At 60.0% G+C, this 16,717-nt stretch carries 12 protein-coding genes and 1 riboswitch; of the genes, 5 read left to right on the forward strand and 7 right to left on the reverse strand.

All coding sequences use genetic code 11. The features are described from left to right. Positions 1-8 precede the first annotated feature (8 nt). The 6 genes from EU556_RS01660 to metH form a co-directional block, all read right to left on the reverse strand. Positions 9-1,529 carry an N-acetylmuramoyl-L-alanine amidase gene (locus EU556_RS01660; protein ID WP_135430370.1) on the reverse strand — a complete coding sequence of 507 codons (1,521 nt, stop codon included), beginning with the start codon at positions 1,527-1,529 and terminating at the stop codon, positions 9-11. A 64-nt stretch (positions 1,530-1,593) separates the two neighbouring features. Next, the gene (locus EU556_RS01665; protein ID WP_135430372.1) at positions 1,594-2,130 is read right to left on the reverse strand and encodes a hypothetical protein; all 537 of its coding nucleotides are present in this window, start codon (positions 2,128-2,130) and stop codon (positions 1,594-1,596) included. Between the two features lie 96 nt (positions 2,131-2,226). Further along, positions 2,227-2,802: an energy transducer TonB gene (locus tag EU556_RS01670; protein WP_135430374.1), complete on the reverse strand. Its 576-nt coding sequence runs from the start codon at positions 2,800-2,802 to the stop codon at positions 2,227-2,229. A gap of 265 nt (positions 2,803-3,067) precedes the next feature. After that, the gene (locus EU556_RS01675; RefSeq protein WP_135430376.1) at positions 3,068-3,547 is read right to left on the reverse strand and encodes a tetratricopeptide repeat protein; all 480 of its coding nucleotides are present in this window, start codon (positions 3,545-3,547) and stop codon (positions 3,068-3,070) included. Between the two features lie 129 nt (positions 3,548-3,676). Beyond that, on the reverse strand, positions 3,677-4,633 hold the full coding sequence (gene metF / locus EU556_RS01680) for a methylenetetrahydrofolate reductase [NAD(P)H] (protein ID WP_135430378.1): 957 nt from the start codon (positions 4,631-4,633) through the stop codon (positions 3,677-3,679). Between the two features lie 189 nt (positions 4,634-4,822). Then, entirely contained in the window at positions 4,823-8,539 is a 3,717-nt protein-coding gene (gene metH / locus EU556_RS01685) for a methionine synthase (RefSeq protein WP_135430380.1), read from the reverse strand. 71 nt (positions 8,540-8,610) lie between these two features. Then, positions 8,611-8,724: riboswitch (SAM riboswitch) on the reverse strand. A 275-nt stretch (positions 8,725-8,999) separates the two neighbouring features. On the opposite strand from metH, the gene EU556_RS01690 reads away from it, so the two are divergent. Further along, on the forward strand, positions 9,000-10,127 hold the full coding sequence (locus tag EU556_RS01690; RefSeq protein WP_135430382.1) for a PA14 domain-containing protein: 1,128 nt from the start codon (positions 9,000-9,002) through the stop codon (positions 10,125-10,127). A gap of 10 nt (positions 10,128-10,137) precedes the next feature. Here EU556_RS01690 and EU556_RS01695 read toward each other — a convergent pair whose 3' ends face one another. Next, on the reverse strand, positions 10,138-11,079 hold the full coding sequence (locus EU556_RS01695) for an NmrA family NAD(P)-binding protein (protein ID WP_245327365.1): 942 nt from the start codon (positions 11,077-11,079) through the stop codon (positions 10,138-10,140). A gap of 397 nt (positions 11,080-11,476) precedes the next feature. Here EU556_RS01695 and EU556_RS01700 point away from each other — a divergent pair, with 397 nt between their 5' ends. The 4 genes from EU556_RS01700 (at position 11,477) to EU556_RS01715 (ending at position 16,661) form a co-directional block, all read left to right on the forward strand. Next, positions 11,477-12,610, forward strand: coding sequence for an alkene reductase (locus EU556_RS01700; RefSeq protein WP_135430383.1), 1,134 nt, complete (start codon positions 11,477-11,479; stop codon positions 12,608-12,610). 335 nt (positions 12,611-12,945) lie between these two features. Beyond that, a complete protein-coding gene (locus EU556_RS01705; RefSeq protein WP_135430385.1) occupies positions 12,946-13,932 on the forward strand; it encodes an SDR family oxidoreductase in 987 nt (328 codons plus the stop codon). A gap of 287 nt (positions 13,933-14,219) precedes the next feature. Next, the gene (locus tag EU556_RS01710) at positions 14,220-14,819 is read left to right on the forward strand and encodes a gluconate 2-dehydrogenase subunit 3 family protein (protein WP_135430387.1); all 600 of its coding nucleotides are present in this window, start codon (positions 14,220-14,222) and stop codon (positions 14,817-14,819) included. A 150-nt stretch (positions 14,820-14,969) separates the two neighbouring features. Continuing rightward, complete coding sequence (locus tag EU556_RS01715) at positions 14,970-16,661, forward strand: GMC family oxidoreductase (RefSeq protein WP_135430389.1); 1,692 nt, start codon at positions 14,970-14,972, stop codon at positions 16,659-16,661. Positions 16,662-16,717 lie beyond the last annotated feature (56 nt).

Consider the following 16,717-nt stretch of genomic DNA (forward strand, 5'->3'; position numbering starts at 1 on the left):
CAGCGGCCTCACTCGGCAGACTGGCCTAGCAACCAGCCCGCTGGCCCTTTGGCCCGGCAACTTTTCAGAAACTGCGCAATTCCTACGTGCATAGCCTTTGCCATGCGCTGCTGAAAAGCCGGTGAGGTCAGAAGCTTTTCATCCTCAGGGTTAGAGACGAAGGCCGTTTCTACCAGCGCATTCGGGTATTCGGTGGGCCCATTCAGCCCAAAGTTGAAACTTCCTACGTTGCCAAAACCTGGTAGGCCAGTGGCGCGCATTTGCTCATACAAGGCTACCGACAGGGGCCGGAAGGCTACGTACCGGTAGTAAGTGCTGGTGCCACGAACCGTAGCACTGCCCGAAGAGTTGACGTGGATACTTACCAACAAATCGGGACGCCGGCGGCGCAGTAACAGTACCCGGTCGCCATTATCAACCGTGGCATCCGTCTCGCGGGTCATAAGTACTCGGGCCCCCGCTTGCTCCAGCTCCCGGCGCAGCTGCTGGGCAATGGCCAGCGTGAGGTCTTTTTCCCTGGCTCCGCTAGCCCCGGTTGCCCCCACGTTGGTGCCACCGTGACCAGCATCGATAGCCACACTTAGTCCGCGCAGCCGCAGTTTCTGAGGGGGGCGCTTTACCTGGATTTCCAGGGTGTTGCCACGGTAGCCAATGTGGTAGCCCCAGCTTTGGCGATGCCGCAGGTGCAGCACCATCCGGAATACATCGGGCGCCACTTGCTCGTAGGCCACATCGCCTAGTTCTTGCAGGCCGTCGCGCTGGGTTATCCAGTTGGTGTTGGAGGTGGCTCCGTAGATATCCACTACCAATCGGCTGGGGTTTGTCAGTAGCTCAGAGCGGTAGGGGAGGCGAGCCGTAAGGGGTACCCGCACGTAGTCGAAGAGGGAGTCGCCTTGCACGCTCCAGGAGCCGGTAAGAGACGTTGGCACGAATCCGCCGGGCGGCAATAACCGCACTACTTCCTGCGGCACCCAGGCCGTGTGGGTTTCGCTGAGCTGGACCCGGTACTGGTTACCTACTCGCCCCGTTAGGTGCAACACCACCAGCGAATCGAGGTAGCCTAGCTTGGCTCCACCGAGCCGGTCTTCACCCAGTCCGTAGTTCAGGTAGGCCAGATTGCCCTTTGTAACGGCTAGCTGCGGCTCATTAGGGTTCAGGAAACGAATCTTGCTTTTGCTTTGCGCCGTGGCTATCACGCTATCCGGCGTGAGCAGCTGAAAGGTAATGGGCCTATCGTGCAGGGTGTCGCCGGGCTGCACTACGTACGTGGCCTGGTACACGCCTCGCTTACCCTGCGCCTGGGCTGGCAGAAGCTCCGTGAGCGGCTGCCCGTTCAGGAACGTTGCACGGGCCCCGGGCTGGCCTACCAGGCGCACTTGCAGTCGGTCGCCGGGGCGCAGCCATTGGTCGGCCGCCGGCACCGTTTCGGCAGTTTCAATCAGGCGTGGTTGCTGGGCCCGCGTGGGTGTTCCCAGTAAAAAGCTGGCGGCCATTACTAGGCCACTACCCCAGGCGTATAACTTCTTCATCAAACGGCACAGGCAAACAAAAGCCCCGCGCACGGCGGGGCTTCGGAAAAACGGGTAGGCGCGCTTACGGTTGCTTTACGGCCTGACCCAGATCCTTTACATCACGCCCGGTTTCTAGGGCCGTAAACTCGGTCTGTAGTGCCCGGATATGGATTTCATCGCGCCCCTTAATGTCAAGGCGGATGTTGCGGAATTGCTGATTGAGGCGCCGGCTAATGGCGGTGGCATAATCCCAGTCGCGCTGGGTCCACTGCTTGCGTTTGGCCCGCACCTCCTGCATAAACTGCACAAAAGCCGGCTCAATAGTAGTGGGCGTGAGTTGCTCGATGCTGGAGTATGTACCCAAGAGCTCGTTGGCGAAGGTCGCTTCGGCGGCCTTATCAATCGGCTGGCGGGAGCGGACCTTGGAAACCGAGTCGAAGCGGGCGGCGCGGTTGCCAGCCACCTTCAGCTTATCGGCGGCTTTGTCGGCAATAGAGTCAATGCGGCGGGCGCCTTGGCTAACGGCTTCTTGCCGCTCCCGTGGGGTGCTGTCGCAGCCGGTTAGGGTAGAGGCCAATACTGCCGCAGCGGGTATTAGGAAGAGAAAGGCTCGTTTCATGCCGTAATGTACGCGTCAAAAGCAGGAATGGCTACACCGGCGGCCCGAGTCCGTGGGTGTAGCCAGTAGTTCTTGAAGCTCGGCAGTTACGAAGAGCTATTGTGCGAGGCGAAAGGTAAAGGGTAGCTCATGCTGCACCACTACCGCGCGGCTCCCAATGCGGGCGGGCAGCCACTGGTTCGGAATGGCCCGGCATACGCGCAGTGCTTCCTCGTCGCATCCCCCGCCAATACCCAGCATAATTTTATGATCAACGGCTCGGCCCAGCGTATCTACCACGAAGGCCACGACCACTTTCCCTTGGATGTTTTTGCTTTGGGCCTGCACTGGGTAGTTGAGCTTGCTCATAAAGGGGGCCAGTGCAGCATCGCCGCCCAAAAAAAGCGGCGGCTGGGTAAGGTGTTGGCGGTTCCAGGTACCAGCCGGAGTCTGAACGGGATACGACACATCGTCGAAGTCGCGGAAGAACACCAGCTTCTTGGCCGTGTGGTCATACTTCTGGGTAATTACCTGGCGCCCGTCGCGGGTGTAGGCATAGTATTCCCACACACCTACTTTTTCGCCTTTATCCAGTAGGCCACTTTCCCATTCGTTTTTGCGCATTTTCTGCGCCTCAGCCCTGAACTCGCTGACTAGGAGAAATAGAAAGACAAGGGGTAAAAGTTTTTTCATGCTAATGAGTGGGATTTGGGAAAGAAACAGCGCGGGCAATCTGCCAGCAAGTGGGGCTGCTAGCGGATGAAGTAAAATTTAATATTGTTTTTGTTATAAATGTATTTTCAGGCGATTCACGTGATAAGTAGTTAATTTATGCGTTTGGATGTGATTTGAGGGCATAACAGATATTCAACAGGCCTAGGAGATAGGTCGGTTGAAATGCTAAGTCCGGGAAATTTACAAATAACTAGCCACCTAGGCAAGAGTAAGTGCTCACTACTCACCAACCCGTCTCGTCTAGCTGGTCGCGTAGGTCGCGCAACCGATTCTGTAGGCCAGGCCAGTTAGGGCACAAGCGCTCAAGCCGTTGCAACGTGCGCAAGCTGCCCGCAATATCACCTAGGTGCAGCAACATGGTAGCTCGCCCAGAGAGGGCGCCAAAGTGGCGGGGCTCCAGGCGTAAGGTTTGGCGGACATCGTCGAGGGAGGCTCGGTACTCACCGCGCAGGTAGTAGGCCGTGGCACGCTTGTTCCAACCCTCGGCGTACTCGGGGCTGGCTTCTACCAGTACCGTAAATTCCTGAATGGCCAGGGTGTAGTCGCCGGCTGCCATGGCGCGCATCCCCGCTTCCAGGTGCTTGTCAAGCAGCGGGTGCCCGGTCATCAGCCAGATTTGCCAGATGCCTTCCTGCAGCGCTTCAATTTCCGCCGGCGTAGTGGCGGCTTGCAGACGGGCAAAAAGATCATCGAGGGTAGACATACACAAGCAGTAAGGCGCGAAAGGGCAAGAAGCAGATTCTATACGGATTCTGTATACGAGAAAGGGTGCACCAGTCGCCGTAAACCAACAGCGGCTGGTGCACCCTTATAACTAGCAGTGCGGAGTGGCCTAGAACAGCGCCGCCGCTACCCGCCGAATGCTCTCCGACTTGCCCATGCTGTAGTAGTGTAGCACCGGCACGCCGTGGGCCATCAGTTCCTTGCTCTGGTTGATGCACCACTCAATCCCGATTTCGCGGGCTGCCGCGTTATCAGGAGCATGATGCACCGCGTCGGCCAGCGCCTCCGGGATGTTGAGGTAGAAGGACCGGGGCAGCATGGTGAGCTGGCTCTTGGTAGTGAGCGGCTTCAGGCCAGGGATAATGGGCACCGTGATACCAGCCTCGCGGCAGCGCTTCTCGAAGTTGAAGAACTGCTCGTTGTCGAAAAACATCTGGGTCACGATGTAGTCGGCGCCGCGGTCAACCTTGTGCTTGAGGTAGCGCAAATCGGCCCCATAGTTTGGCGACTCAAAGTGTTTCTCGGGGTAGCCAGCCGTGCCGATGCAGAAGTCGGTAGCCCAGGTATCGTCCTGCTCCTCATCCAGGTATTCGCCCTTGTTGAGGTTAGCGACTTGTCCAATGAGGTCAGCAGCGTAGGCGTGCCCATCAGGGTCGGGCTTGAAGTGCCCTTCCGATTTGATAGGGTCGCCGCGCAGGGCCAGCACGTTGTCAATGCCGAGGAAGTGGAGGTCGATAAGGGCGTTTTCCGTTTCCTCCTTTGAGAAGCCTCCGCAGATGAGGTGGGGCACCGTGTCCACATCGAAGCGGTTTTTGATGGCCGCGCAAATGCCTACGGTGCCGGGGCGTTTGCGCACCGTTTTCTTCTCCAGAAACCCGTTGGGGTGTTGGCGGTACACGTACTCCTCGCGGTGGTAGGTCACGTCAATAAACGGCGGCTTGAACTCCATCAGGGGCTCAATATTCGAGAACAGGTTCTGAATGTTCTCGCCCTTTTTTGGGGGTAGCACCTCGAAGGAAAACAGCGTCTTGCCGTTGGCGCGGGTCAGGTGTTCGGTTACTTTCATATAGAGCACTAGCGGGTGGCTAGTGAGTCGAAGGAGTAGTAATCAAGCTCCCCTCCTCAGATGAGGAGGGGGTGGGGGTGGTTGACTGACCGTTGAACGACTTACTAGGCCTAGTTCTAGTATCGTTCTAGGCCACTTCAACCACCCCTAGCCCCTCCTCATCTGAGGAGGGGAACTAGTTCTAGTGGCCTAGAGGGCGGTTACGGGCACGCTGGCCGGGTCGTAATTCAGGTTGGGGGCCAGCCAGCGCTCCAGCTCGGGTAGCGGCATGTTCTTGCGCTCGGCAATGTCCTCTACCTGGTCCTTGCCAATGCGGCCTAGGCCGAAGTAGCGGGATTCGGGGTGAGCGTAGTAGAGGCCGCTGACTGAGGAGGCGGGGTACATGGCCAGGTTTTCGGTAAGGCGGATGCCAGTGGTGTTTTCCGCGTCGAGGAGCTCAAACAGCGTGACTTTCTCGGTATGGTCGGGGCAGCCGGGGTAGCCGGGGGCGGGGCGCACACCTTTGTACTTCTCCTGAATGAGGTCTTCGTTGGAGAGGTTTTCGTCGGCGGCATAGCCCCAGAACTCCTCGCGCACGCGCTGGTGCAGGCGCTCGGCAAAGGCTTCGGCGAGGCGGTCGGCCAGGGCTTTTACCATGATACTGGAGTAGTCGTCGTGCTCCTGCTCGTACTTCTCCAGCAGCTTTTCAATGCCTAGGCCTGCCGTCACGGCAAACCCGCCGATGTAGTCCTCGCGGCCGGTTTCGCGGGGGGCCACGAAGTCAGAGAAGGCCAGGTTGGGCACGCCGGGCGCTTTCTCGCTCTGCTGGCGCAGGGTGAAGAACTCCGTCTGGATTTCCTCGCGGGTGTCGTCCTTGAAAATCTGGATGGTGTCGTGGCCTACGGTGTTGGCGGGCCAGAACCCCAGCACGGCGCGGGCGGTGAGCAGCTTTTCGTCGATAATCTGGCGGAGCATTTTCTGGGCATCGTTGAAGAGCTGGGTGGCGGCTTCGCCTACGTTCTCGTCAATGAGGATGCGGGGGTAGCGGCCTTTCAACTCCCAGGTCTGGAAGAAGGGCGTCCAGTCGATGTACTCGGCCAGCTCAGCCAGCGGATAGTCTTCCAGCACCTTCGTGCCCAGGAAGCTCGGCTTCACGATGCGCGTGGTGTCCCAATCGGCCTTGAAGCCGTTTTCGCGGGCGGCTTCAATGGTCAAGTAGTTCTTTTCGCGCTGACGGCCGGCGTAGTCCTCGCGGAGCTGGCGGTACTCCTCGCGCACTGTGCGGGCGTACTCCACATCGGCAGAACCCAGCAGGGCCGCGGCCACGCCTACTGAGCGGGAGGCGTCGTTAACGTGCACTACGGGGCCGGAGTAGTTGGGCGCGATTTTCACGGCGGCGTGCAGGCGGGAGGTAGTGGCACCGCCAATGAGCAGTGGGGTTTTCAGGCCGCGCTTTTCCATTTCCTGGGCCACGTACACCATCTCATCCAGCGAAGGCGTGATAAGGCCGCTGAGGCCAATTACGTCTACCTGTTGCTTCACGGCTTCGTCCAGGATCTTTTCCAGGGGCACCATTACGCCCAGGTCCACAATGTCGAAGTTATTGCAGGCCAGCACTACACCCACGATGTTCTTGCCGATGTCGTGCACGTCGCCCTTCACCGTGGCCAGCAGGATTTTGCCGGCGGTTTGCCGGTCACCGCTTTGCTTGTCAGCCAGCAGGTAGGGCTCGAGGTAGGCCACCGCCTTCTTCATCACGCGGGCCGACTTCACCACCTGGGGTAGGAACATCTTGCCCGCGCCAAATAGGTCACCCACCACGTTCATGCCGGCCATCAGCGGGCCTTCAATCACTTCAAGTGGCCTACCAACTTGCTGACGAACCTGTTCAGTGTCTTCATCGATGAATTCCGTGATGCCTTTCACCAGCGCGTGTTGCAGGCGCTCGGCTACGGGCAGGCTGCGCCAGGCGTCGGCTACTACCTCCGTTTTGTCCTTCTGCTTTACGGTGTCGGCGAATTCTACGAGGCGCTCGGTGGCGTCGGGGCGTCGGTTCAGGAGCACGTCTTCTACCAGTTCCAGCAGGTCCTTGGGCACTTCGTCGTACACCGCCAGCTGGCTGGGGTTCACGATGCCCATATCCAGGCCGGCCCGGATGGCGTGGTAGAGGAAGGCCGAGTGCATGGCTTCGCGCACCACGTCGTTGCCGCGGAACGAGAAGCTGATGTTGCTGACGCCGCCGCTGGTGAGGGCGCCGGGCAAGTTCTGCTTGATCCAGCGAACAGCCTCAATGAAGTCGAGGGCGTAGGTGCGGTGCTCCTCCATACCGGTGCCCACCGTCAGGATGTTGGGGTCGAAGATGATGTCCTCAGCCGGGAAGCCCACTTCGTTCACCAGAATATCGTAGCTGCGCTGACAGATTTCGATGCGCTTTTCGTAGTTGTCGGCCTGGCCATTTTCATCGAAGGCCATTACCACCACGGCGGCCCCGTACTGGCGCACGGTGCGGGCGCGCTCCTTGAAGGTTTCCTCGCCTTCCTTCAGGGAAATAGAGTTGACGATGCTCTTGCCCTGCACACACTTGAGGCCGGCTTCGATCACGCTCCATTTGGAGGAGTCAATCATAATCGGTACCCGCGAAATGTCGGGCTCCGAGGCAATCAGGTTCAGGAACGTGGTCATGGCCTGCTCCGAGTCGAGCATGCCTTCGTCCATGTTCACGTCAATCACTTGGGCGCCGCCCTCCACCTGGTCGCGGGCCACTTGCAGGGCCGCTTCGTAATTGCCGGTCCGGATAAGGCGGGCAAAGGCGCGGGAGCCGGTCACGTTGCACCGCTCACCCACGTTCACAAACAGGCTGTCGGGGTAAATACCGAAGGGCTCTAGGCCACTCAGACGGGTAGCTTTCGGCAGCTCGGGCAGCTGGCGCGGCTCGTACTTATCGGCCAGGCGGGCCAGCTCGCCGATGTGCTGGGGCGTGGTGCCACAACAGCCGCCCACCACCGTCACGAGACCTTCCTTCAGGTAGTTTTCCACCACGCCCGCAAATTCCTGGGCCGACTCATCATAGCCGCCAAAGGCATTCGGCAGACCAGCATTTGGGTAAGCCGAGATGTGCACGTCGGCAATGCGGCTCAGTTCCTTGATGTACACCTGCAGCTGATCGGCACCCAAGGCGCAGTTCAGGCCCACGCTCAGCAAGGGTAGGTGGCGAATAGAGTTCCAGAAGGCCTCCACCGTCTGACCCGATAGAGTGCGGCCGGAAGCGTCGGTAATGGTGCCGGAAATCATGACGGGCACCACGCGGCCGCCTTCATCGAAGAACTTCTGCACCGCGAACAGGGCCGCTTTGGCGTTCAGCGTGTCGAAGATGGTTTCGATGAGCAGGGCGTCGGAGCCGCCATCAATAAGGCCGCGCACTTGCTCGTGGTAAGCGGTGGCCAGCTCATCAAACGTCACGGCCCGGAAGCCAGGGCGGTTCACGTCGGGGGAGAGGGAGGCGGTGCGGTTGGTGGGCCCAATGGCGCCGGCCACAAAGCGGGGCTTGTCGGGGTTCTGAGCCGTAAACTCGTCGGCTACCTCCTTGGCAATGCGCGCCGACTCGTAGTTGAGCTCGTACACGATGTGCTCCAGAGCGTAGTCGGCCTGGGCAATGGTGGTGCCGCTGAACGTATTGGTTTCCACCATGTCGGCGCCGGCCGCGAAGTAGTCGGCGTGGATACCTTTGATGATGTCGGGGCGCGTGATGCTGAGCAGGTCGTTGTTGCCGCGCAGAGGCTTGGGGTGGTCGGCGAAGCGCGTGCCGCGAAAGTCAGCCTCTTCTAGCTTGTGGCGCTGAATCATGGTGCCCATGGCACCGTCCAAAATCAGGACGCGCTTGGCAAGAATATCGTGCAGCGGGGAGTGGGGGCGCAAGGTCGTCGGCATATCAGCTCATCAAGTAAATCGGCAGCGAAAAAGTGCCTATCCAGAGAGAGCCGTGCGGGAAGCGCGTCCTGTTCTTATCTTCTTCCAGACCGCCAAAACGGTGTGAAAAGGGAATTAGCACCTTGTTTTATTTCAGGTTGCTAAGACGTCATCGGGCCCAATCCCTCGGTCTTTCTGGATAAGTAACTCTGCGAAGATACAGCAGGAATCTTCAACTTTCAATTTGGGGGCGCAAGGAGTGGCCTAGGGGCATAGACGGTAACCTAAAAGAACGTCATATCGAGCCGGGCGAGACGTGACGGTCATTGCTGATAAAATATGCCATTGATATAAAATGCAGAAGCACTATATATGCTTAACAGTTCGATTCGTTGAGCTAGAGCCCTGTGTTCGTTGAATAAACTTCACGACGTGAAATACGGTGTGCAACTTAGATTCAACCTGTTGTCAACTTACTGCTATGGCTTTTGTACCCTTTTACCGGGCCGGTTTACTGGTCTCTCTACTACTGGGTAGTGGCCTAGCAAAGGCCCAGCACCAGCCGGGTACTGGCCTACGCGGGCAGTATTACGCGGGTAAGAAGTTTGAGAAGCTGGTTTTAACGCGCACTGACCCCACCATCGACTTCAACTGGACCGTTGGCCCCAACGGCGCGCATTTCGTGTCGCCGGGGCCGGGTGTGCCGGGCGAGTGGTTTTCGGTCCGCTGGGTAGGCCACATCTACGCCCCGGTAACCGGCTTCTACACCTTCCAAATTGCTACTGATGATGGCATGCGCGTCTGGATCGGGGGCGACAAGGTGCTGGACTCTTGGAACGATCAGCCCGTTACCATCTCTACCACGCACCTGAAGATGCAGGCGGGCAGCTATTACTCCTTGCGGGTAGAGTACTACCAGTTTGACCGCGACTCCCGGGCGCAACTGGCGTGGCAGCTGCCCGACTCCCCCGACGCGCCCCAGCCTATTCCAACGGAAAACCTATACCGCACCCTCCCCGACAACGTGCTGGTTCTGGCAGAAGCCACACCACCTGCGCCTAAAGCGGCGGCGGCGCCAGTGCCCCCGGTGAAAACGGCCGCAACAGCACCCGTAGCCACCCCCGTGAAAGTAGCAGCCAAGCCTACAGCTGCCGCGGTACCGACTGCGCGCCGCGCTAGGCCAGTTGCTCCTGCCAAGCTAGCACCGGTCGGGCCACCGGTAGTCGATACCGCGGCCGTAAAATTGCCCGATCTGACGTCACTTAGTAAAGGTGCCGCCGTCACGCTGCCCAATCTGTACTTCACCCAGAGCACGGCCACGTTGCTACCTAGCTCCCGCCCCACTCTAAATGCCCTGGCCCGCACCTTGCGCGAGCAGCCGGGTATGCGGCTGGAAGTAGCCGGGCACACCGATAACGTGGGCGAAGCTGCCTTAAACCAGCGCCTCTCGGAGCAGCGCGCCCGCGTGGTGCGGCAGTACCTGGTGCAGCAGGGCATCGACTCGGTGCGGCTCACGGCCCGCGGTTACGGCGGCGCTAGGCCAGTAGCCGACAACCGCGACCCGCAGCAACGGCCCCGCAACCGCCGGGTTGAGGTAGTAGTACAGTAAGGAGTGAAACTTACTTCTGTTCCCGCTTAGCCAGCACCTCCCGAATGGGCGTCCACCGAATTTCCGGGTATTGGTCGTTGTCGAGTGGCTCCAGTTTAGGTAGGCCCGTGAACATGTTGTGCATGTACTGCATGCCCTGCCACGGCGGAAACACCTCATCACGAGCTGGTACGAGCGTGCGAGTTACCTTAATCATGGTAGCCAGGAAGCCTAGGCCACCTGCCCGCATCAAGCCAAATGATTCGCCGGTGGCGGCGCTGGCGGCAGCTTGTAGCCCCCGGATGCTAGCCACTTCGCCGGCCACCCGGAGGTAGCGGGGCGTAGCAGAGTCGAGGGCAGCAGCAGCGGTGAAGGCGGCGGTATCCTCGACGGTGGTGAAGTCCAGGGGCTGGTCGGCATCACCCCAGTACAGAATGCGCTTGAGTCCAAACAGCACTAGTGGGGCCTGGCCAGTCAGCAAGTCCATGAACATGCCGTTGAGGACGGACGTGGCCTGAATGGGCTGCTGATCGAGGCGCTGGTTGAACTCCCGGCGCAGGTCGAGGTTGCGGTTGGAGCCGTCGGGCAGCTTGGTGTAATCAATGGAGTAGTCGGAGGGAATGAAGCGCGGTACCCCGGCCGCTACGGCTGCTTTTACCAGGCGCGTCTGCATGCCCACAATTACCTCCCGCAGCCCCGAAAGTGCCGATACTACGCAGTCGGCGCCCGCACAGGCGGCTGTGAGGGAGATGATGCTGTCAAAATTCACCTCCGTGAGCGTAGCGCCCAATTGGCGCAGGGCAATAGCTTCCGGCTTCGAACTGCTGCCCGGCCGCAGCAAAGCCCGCACGGTGGCACCGCGTTGCAGCAGGTGTTTGGCAATGCGGAAACCAAGGTCGCCGGTGGCACCCGCTACTACAACTGTGGCGGGAGCTGATGTGGAGCGGGGCGAGGAAATAACTGGTTCAGCCAAAATAGGAGCGGTGAAGTGGTCGGAGGAATGCGGTAAAGTAACGCGCTACGGAAAGCGCAACGCTAGGAGTCGATAATACACAGATGTCCCGCAGAAGGTTGTTGACAATCAACAGCAAGGCTCCAGGCTTACTGCATGGGCATTGAACTAGAACGTCATTCCGAGCTTGTCGAGGAATCTCGCGTGCTGACGCTAGGATCAGCATTACAACACTGGCATGCGAGATTCCTCGACAAGCTCGGAATGACGTTCTTTTTGCCCAATTCGATAAGCTGAATACCCAGCAGTAACTGGTAACAAAAAATAAATGTAACCGTGGCGGAAACATATATGTAGCTACCCGAGTTGCTACGCGCTGAATCCGCAGGCAGCGGGTTCTCACTATATAGACTTCATCATGAGCCAAACCACCAATCTGTTCACGCCCGTGCAAGTGGGCGCCCTCACGCTGCCCAACCGCTTCGCCATGGCCCCCATGACGCGCAGCCGCGCCACCAATGAGGCCACCGTCCCCACGGAGTCTGTGGTGAAATACTACGTACAGCGCGCGTCGGCCGGCCTGATTATTTCAGAAGGCTCGCAGGTGTCGCCCCAGGGGGTAGGTTACATCAACACGCCCGGCATCTACTCGGAGGAGCAGGTAGCCGGCTGGAAAAAGGTAACCGACGCGGTGCACGCCGCCGGGGGCCGCATTTTCATTCAGCTCTGGCACGTGGGCCGCGTGTCGCACCCGTTCTTCCATAATGGCGAGCTGCCCGTAGGCCCCTCGGCCATCAAGCCCGAAGGAGCTAAGGCCTTCACCGGCCAGGGCTTCGAGGACGTACCCACGCCCCGCGCCCTGGAGCTAAGCGAAATCTCGGGCGTAGTAGACCAGTTCCGCCAGGCCGCTCGCAACGCCAAGCTGGCCGGCTTCGATGGGGCTGAAATCCACGGCGCCAACGGCTACCTGCTCGACCAGTTCATCCAAGACGGTTCCAACCAGCGCACCGATGAGTATGGTGGCAGCGTGGAAAACCGCACCCGTTTTGCGCTCGAAGTAGTGCAGGCCGTAGTGGACGAGTTAGGCGCCGACCGCGTAGGCATCCGCCTCTCGCCCCAGGGCAGCCACAGCATCAAAGACTCCGACCCGGTGCGCACCTTCAGCTACGTGACCGAGCAACTCAATAAGTTTAACCTGGCCTACCTGCACGTAATTGAAGCCCTGCCCGGCCACCCCATGGCCCAGCCCCAGGCTCCGGCCGTAGCCGCGCACCTGCGTAAAATCTTCAACGGCACTTTCATCCTGAACGGTGGCTACACCCAGGAAACCGCCGATAAGGCTCTGGCCAACAACGAAGCCGACGTAATTGCCTTCGGTGTACCGTTCATCGCCAACCCCGACTTGGTAGAACGTTTCCGCATCGGGGCCGCCCTCAACACCCCCGACCCCAGCACCTTCTACGTGCCCGGTGACAAAGGCTACATCGACTACCCCTCCCTGCAAGACCAGGGCGTAGACACGAAAGAGCCCGTTGATTACCAGAACAACTAACTGGCTTAGGTCTAGTTAGATCTCGGAAAACCCGTCTCGGCGCAAGCTAGGGCGGGTTTTCTTATTGTGCAGTATTTGCACGTCATGTCGAGCTAGTCGAGACATCTCGCGTGCTGATGGTGCCAAAGCAACCTTCCTAAAAGCACGTCATCCTGAGCTTGCGAAGGATCTTCTCACATCAGCACGAGGCGCTAGGCCAGTTGTTCCTGTGTGGGATGATCCTTCGCAAGCTCAGGATGACGTGTTAGTGGTTGGTCAGTTGGTTACCACTGCAACGTTAGCTGTCGAGGTCGAAATCTGCGTAAGGTGGATAACTCAACCATACTCCGCTACCCATGGCCGCTAAGAAAACCACTAGCCCTTCCGATTCTACCAACCCTGCTCCCAAAAAATCAGCCGCTACGCCGGCCGCTAAGCAAGCTGCTGCTGCGGCCTCTGAGGCGCCCAAGCCCGTGAAGAGGCCTACGGCCAAGGAAATGAAGGAGCACGCGCAAAAGCTGCCCTACCCCGGCAAGCAGGCCGACATGAAGCTGCAGCCGGCCATGGACTTCTCTACCTACCGGGCCGCCGGCAAGCTGCAGGATAAGATTGCCCTGGTAACCGGCGCCGACTCCGGCATCGGGCGGGCCGTGGCCGTGGCCTTTGCCATGGAGGGCGCCCACGTGGCTGTGCTCTACAACGAAAACACCGTGGACGCTGAGGAAACCAAGCGCCTCATAGAAGCCCAGGACCGCCAATGCCTGCTGCTGCAACTAGACGTGCGTGACCCGGAGCAGTGTAAGCAGTCCGTACGCCTGACTCGCCAGGAGCTAGGCGGCCTCAACATTCTGGTTAACAACGCGGCCTTCCAAATGAGCCAGGAGAAGTTCGAGGACATTTCCGAAGAGCAGATTCGGCGCACTTTCGATACCAACATTCTCGGCTACATCTGGATGGCCCAGGCTGCCATTCCGCACCTCCAGGAGCACGACTGCATCATCAACACCGGCAGCATCGTAGGCCTCACCGGCATCCCCATCTTGGTGGATTATGCCTGCACCAAGTCGGCCATTCATGCCCTCACCAAAAGCCTGGCTACCTACCTAGGCGAGCGTAATATCCGGGTGAACTGCGTGGTGCCCGGCCCGGTCTGGACGCCCAACATCCCCGGCACCATGCCGCAGGAGGAAATCGAAAAATTTGGTTACGAAGTAGCCCTGGCCCGCCCCGGTCAGCCCGAAGAACTGGCCCCCGCCTACGTGCTGCTAGCCTCTCAAGACGGCTCCTTCATGACCGGGTCCCTGGTGCACGTAACCGGCGGCAAAATGAGCAGCGACCAGTAGGGGAGGTTATAAAGCGATGAGGTAAAAGATGATATGCGGCAAATACCAGATCGTCATGCTGAGCGCAGCCGAAGCATCTCTACCGCTTCTCTAGGCCAGTGATTAGCCAGAGGTATAGATGCTTCGACAAGCTCAACATGACGGTCTGGTATAAATCAACCAGTAAATCTAAAAGCGCTTTTTCTACCCAGGAAAGGCGCTTTTACTGTTCAGCTAAAACATTCCGCTGGCTTAGCTCGTCAGTATAAGGCAAGCTCCTGAACCTCACCGGCTGACTTCCGACCTGAATGGCTTCCCCTCACTACCCCGAAGGCACCGTGCGCGCCCTGCTCCAGTCCGACCTCGTGACGGAAGCCACCCGCGCCGCCCTGCTGCCCCGCCTCGATACAGTCCCTTACACCCCCCAGTTCTTCGACGATAACACGTTCGAGCTGCTGCGGGCGGTAGCGGCCCGCATCTATCCCCAGCCAGAGCGCACGGAGCCCATCGAGCTAGCTCCCGTGGTAGATAAGCGGCTGGCGGAGGGCGACTCCGATGGCTGGCGCTACGACGCCATGCCTCCCGACCGGGAGGCCTACCGCCTCGGGCTGGGCGGCATCAACCAGGCGGCCCAGGCCCTGTTCCAACAGCCGTTCGTGGCGCTTTCCGAAGCCCAGCAAGACCAGGTGATAGGGACGGTAGCCAACGGCACCGCCCCCGGCGAAAACTGGCAGCAGCTACCCATCGACCGATTCTTCGAGGAGCTCCTGGCCGAGCTGACGGAGGCTTACTACTCGCACCCCTTGGCCCAGGAGGAAATTGGCTACGTGGGTATGGCCGACGTGCCCGGCTGGCAGCGCATCGAGCCCAACCAGTTGGAGGACCGCGAACCGAAGCCAGTGAACTAGCACCAGGTAGTGTAGTGAGGGGCAAGTTGCCGCTGTGCTGCTCCAAAGTGCCAGCGGTTTGCCTAGGCCACTTTGGTCACTAGGTCTTCGCTTCTCCCAGACCTCTGCCTGAGTCTCGCTACTCCCTACGAACTACTCATTACTAGCTATATGCCCGACGAAGAAGTACTGGAAGAAGGCGTGCTGAACCCAGTACAGCCGGAAATACAAGACCCATTGCTGAAAAGCATTCTGGCCGAAAACGAAGCGCTGCCCACCCAAGCACCCGTGGAGCTGGAGCAGCCCGCTCCCTTGCCCGACCCCGTGGACGAGGTGGACTGTGTGGTGATTGGCACCGGTGCCGGCGGCGCGCCCCTGCTGGCCCGCCTGGCTATGGCGGGCCTGAAAGTGGTAGCCCTGGAAGCCGGCCCCCGCCGTGACCCCACCAAGACCTACGCCACCGACGAAAAAGCCCAGCACTTCCTGTTTTGGAACGATGAGCGCCTTTCGGCCGGCCAGACTCCGGTGGCCTTCGGCAATAACAACTCCGGCACCGGCGTCGGCGGCTCCACCCTGCACTACACTGCCTACACCCCCCGCGCCCCCCGCGGCGACCTGCGCCTGTTCACCGACTTCGGCAAGGGCGTAGACTGGCCGTTTGGCATTGAGGAGCTGGAGCCTTACTACGAGGAGTTGGAGCACTTTCTGGGCGTAAGCGGCCCTGCTAGCTACCCCTGGGACCCCAACCGCCGCAAGAGCTACCCACTGGCTCCGCTGCCCCTGAACGGTGCCGCGCTGCTCATGCAGAAGGCCTGTGCACAGCTGGGCATCACTACCTCTCCGGCGGCCAACGCGGCCCTCTCGGCGCGGTACTACCAGGAGGGCATTGGCTGGCGCGAGGCCTGCACCAACCGGGGCTTCTGCCAGGCTGGCTGCAACCGCGGCGCCAAGGCCAGTATGGACGTAACCTTCCTGCCCCTGGCCGAAAGCTACGGGGCCGAAATCCGGGCCGATGCCTTCGTGACGGAGATTGAGCGCGACGCTAAAGGCCGGGTGACGGCCGTGGTCTATACTCAGCACGGGGAGCAGAAGCGCCAGCGCTGCCGCCACCTGTTCCTGTGCGCCGGAGCCGTAGAAACGCCGCGCCTGCTTTTGCTCAATGAGTTGGCTCTCACCAGCGGGCAGGTGGGCAAGAACTTCATGGCCCACCCTGGCCTACAGGTGTGGGGCACGTTCGAGGAAGACATTCGCCCCTACAAAGGCATTCCCGGTGGCCTGATTTCCGAGGACACGCACCGGCCCAAAGACGCCGATTTTGCGGGAGGTTACTTGCTGCAAAGCATTGGGGTGATGCCCGTGACATTTGCCTCCCAGATGGCCCGCCGGCGCAAGCTCTGGGGCCAACCTCTGCGCGACTACATGCGCAGCTACAACCACACGGCCGGCATCAACATCCTCGGCGACTGTCTGCCCCACGAGAACAACTTCCTGGAACTAGCTGAGGAGAAAGACGCCCGCGGCCTGCCCAAGCCCCGCGTGCATTTCACGGCCCAGGAAAACGAGCAGCGCATGAACGCCCACGCTGAGCGCATTATGCGCCAGGTCTGGGAAGCCGCCGGGGCCCGCGACATCTGGGCCTTTGAGCGTTACGCCCACACCATCGGCACCGCCCGCATGGGCCTTAGCGGCGACGACGCAGTAGTAAATGCCGACGGCCGCGCCTTCGACGTGCCCAACCTCTACATCTGCGACAACTCCGTATTTCCCAGCGCCCTCAGCGTCAACCCCGCCCTCACGCTCATGGCCCTCAGCCTGCGCACCGCTGATAAATTTCTGGCCGCCCAACAGCGCCTGGATGGGTGAAGGCCAATTAGCAGAACATCAACTTCCCTCCTTAGATAAGGAGGGGTTGGGGGTGG

Source organism: Hymenobacter fodinae, from assembly GCF_004745825.1.
Taxonomy (GTDB): Bacteria; Bacteroidota; Bacteroidia; order Cytophagales; family Hymenobacteraceae; genus Hymenobacter; species Hymenobacter fodinae.

Coding starts and splice junctions, on each gene's coding strand:
- metH (WP_135430380.1), bottom strand. CDS start 8,539: ATGCCGACGACCTTGCGCCCCCACTCCCCGCTGCACGATATTCTTGCC.
- EU556_RS01705 (WP_135430385.1), top strand. CDS start 12,946: ATGGCCGCTAAGAAAACCACTAGCCCTTCCGATTCTACCAACCCTGCT.
- EU556_RS01675 (WP_135430376.1), bottom strand. CDS start 3,547: ATGTCTACCCTCGATGATCTTTTTGCCCGTCTGCAAGCCGCCACTACG.
- EU556_RS01700 (WP_135430383.1), top strand. CDS start 11,477: ATGAGCCAAACCACCAATCTGTTCACGCCCGTGCAAGTGGGCGCCCTC.
- EU556_RS01665 (WP_135430372.1), bottom strand. CDS start 2,130: ATGAAACGAGCCTTTCTCTTCCTAATACCCGCTGCGGCAGTATTGGCC.
- EU556_RS01710 (WP_135430387.1), top strand. CDS start 14,220: ATGGCTTCCCCTCACTACCCCGAAGGCACCGTGCGCGCCCTGCTCCAG.
- EU556_RS01690 (WP_135430382.1), top strand. CDS start 9,000: ATGGCTTTTGTACCCTTTTACCGGGCCGGTTTACTGGTCTCTCTACTA.
- EU556_RS01670 (WP_135430374.1), bottom strand. CDS start 2,802: ATGAAAAAACTTTTACCCCTTGTCTTTCTATTTCTCCTAGTCAGCGAG.
- EU556_RS01660 (WP_135430370.1), bottom strand. CDS start 1,529: ATGAAGAAGTTATACGCCTGGGGTAGTGGCCTAGTAATGGCCGCCAGC.
- EU556_RS01715 (WP_135430389.1), top strand. CDS start 14,970: ATGCCCGACGAAGAAGTACTGGAAGAAGGCGTGCTGAACCCAGTACAG.
- metF (WP_135430378.1), bottom strand. CDS start 4,633: ATGAAAGTAACCGAACACCTGACCCGCGCCAACGGCAAGACGCTGTTT.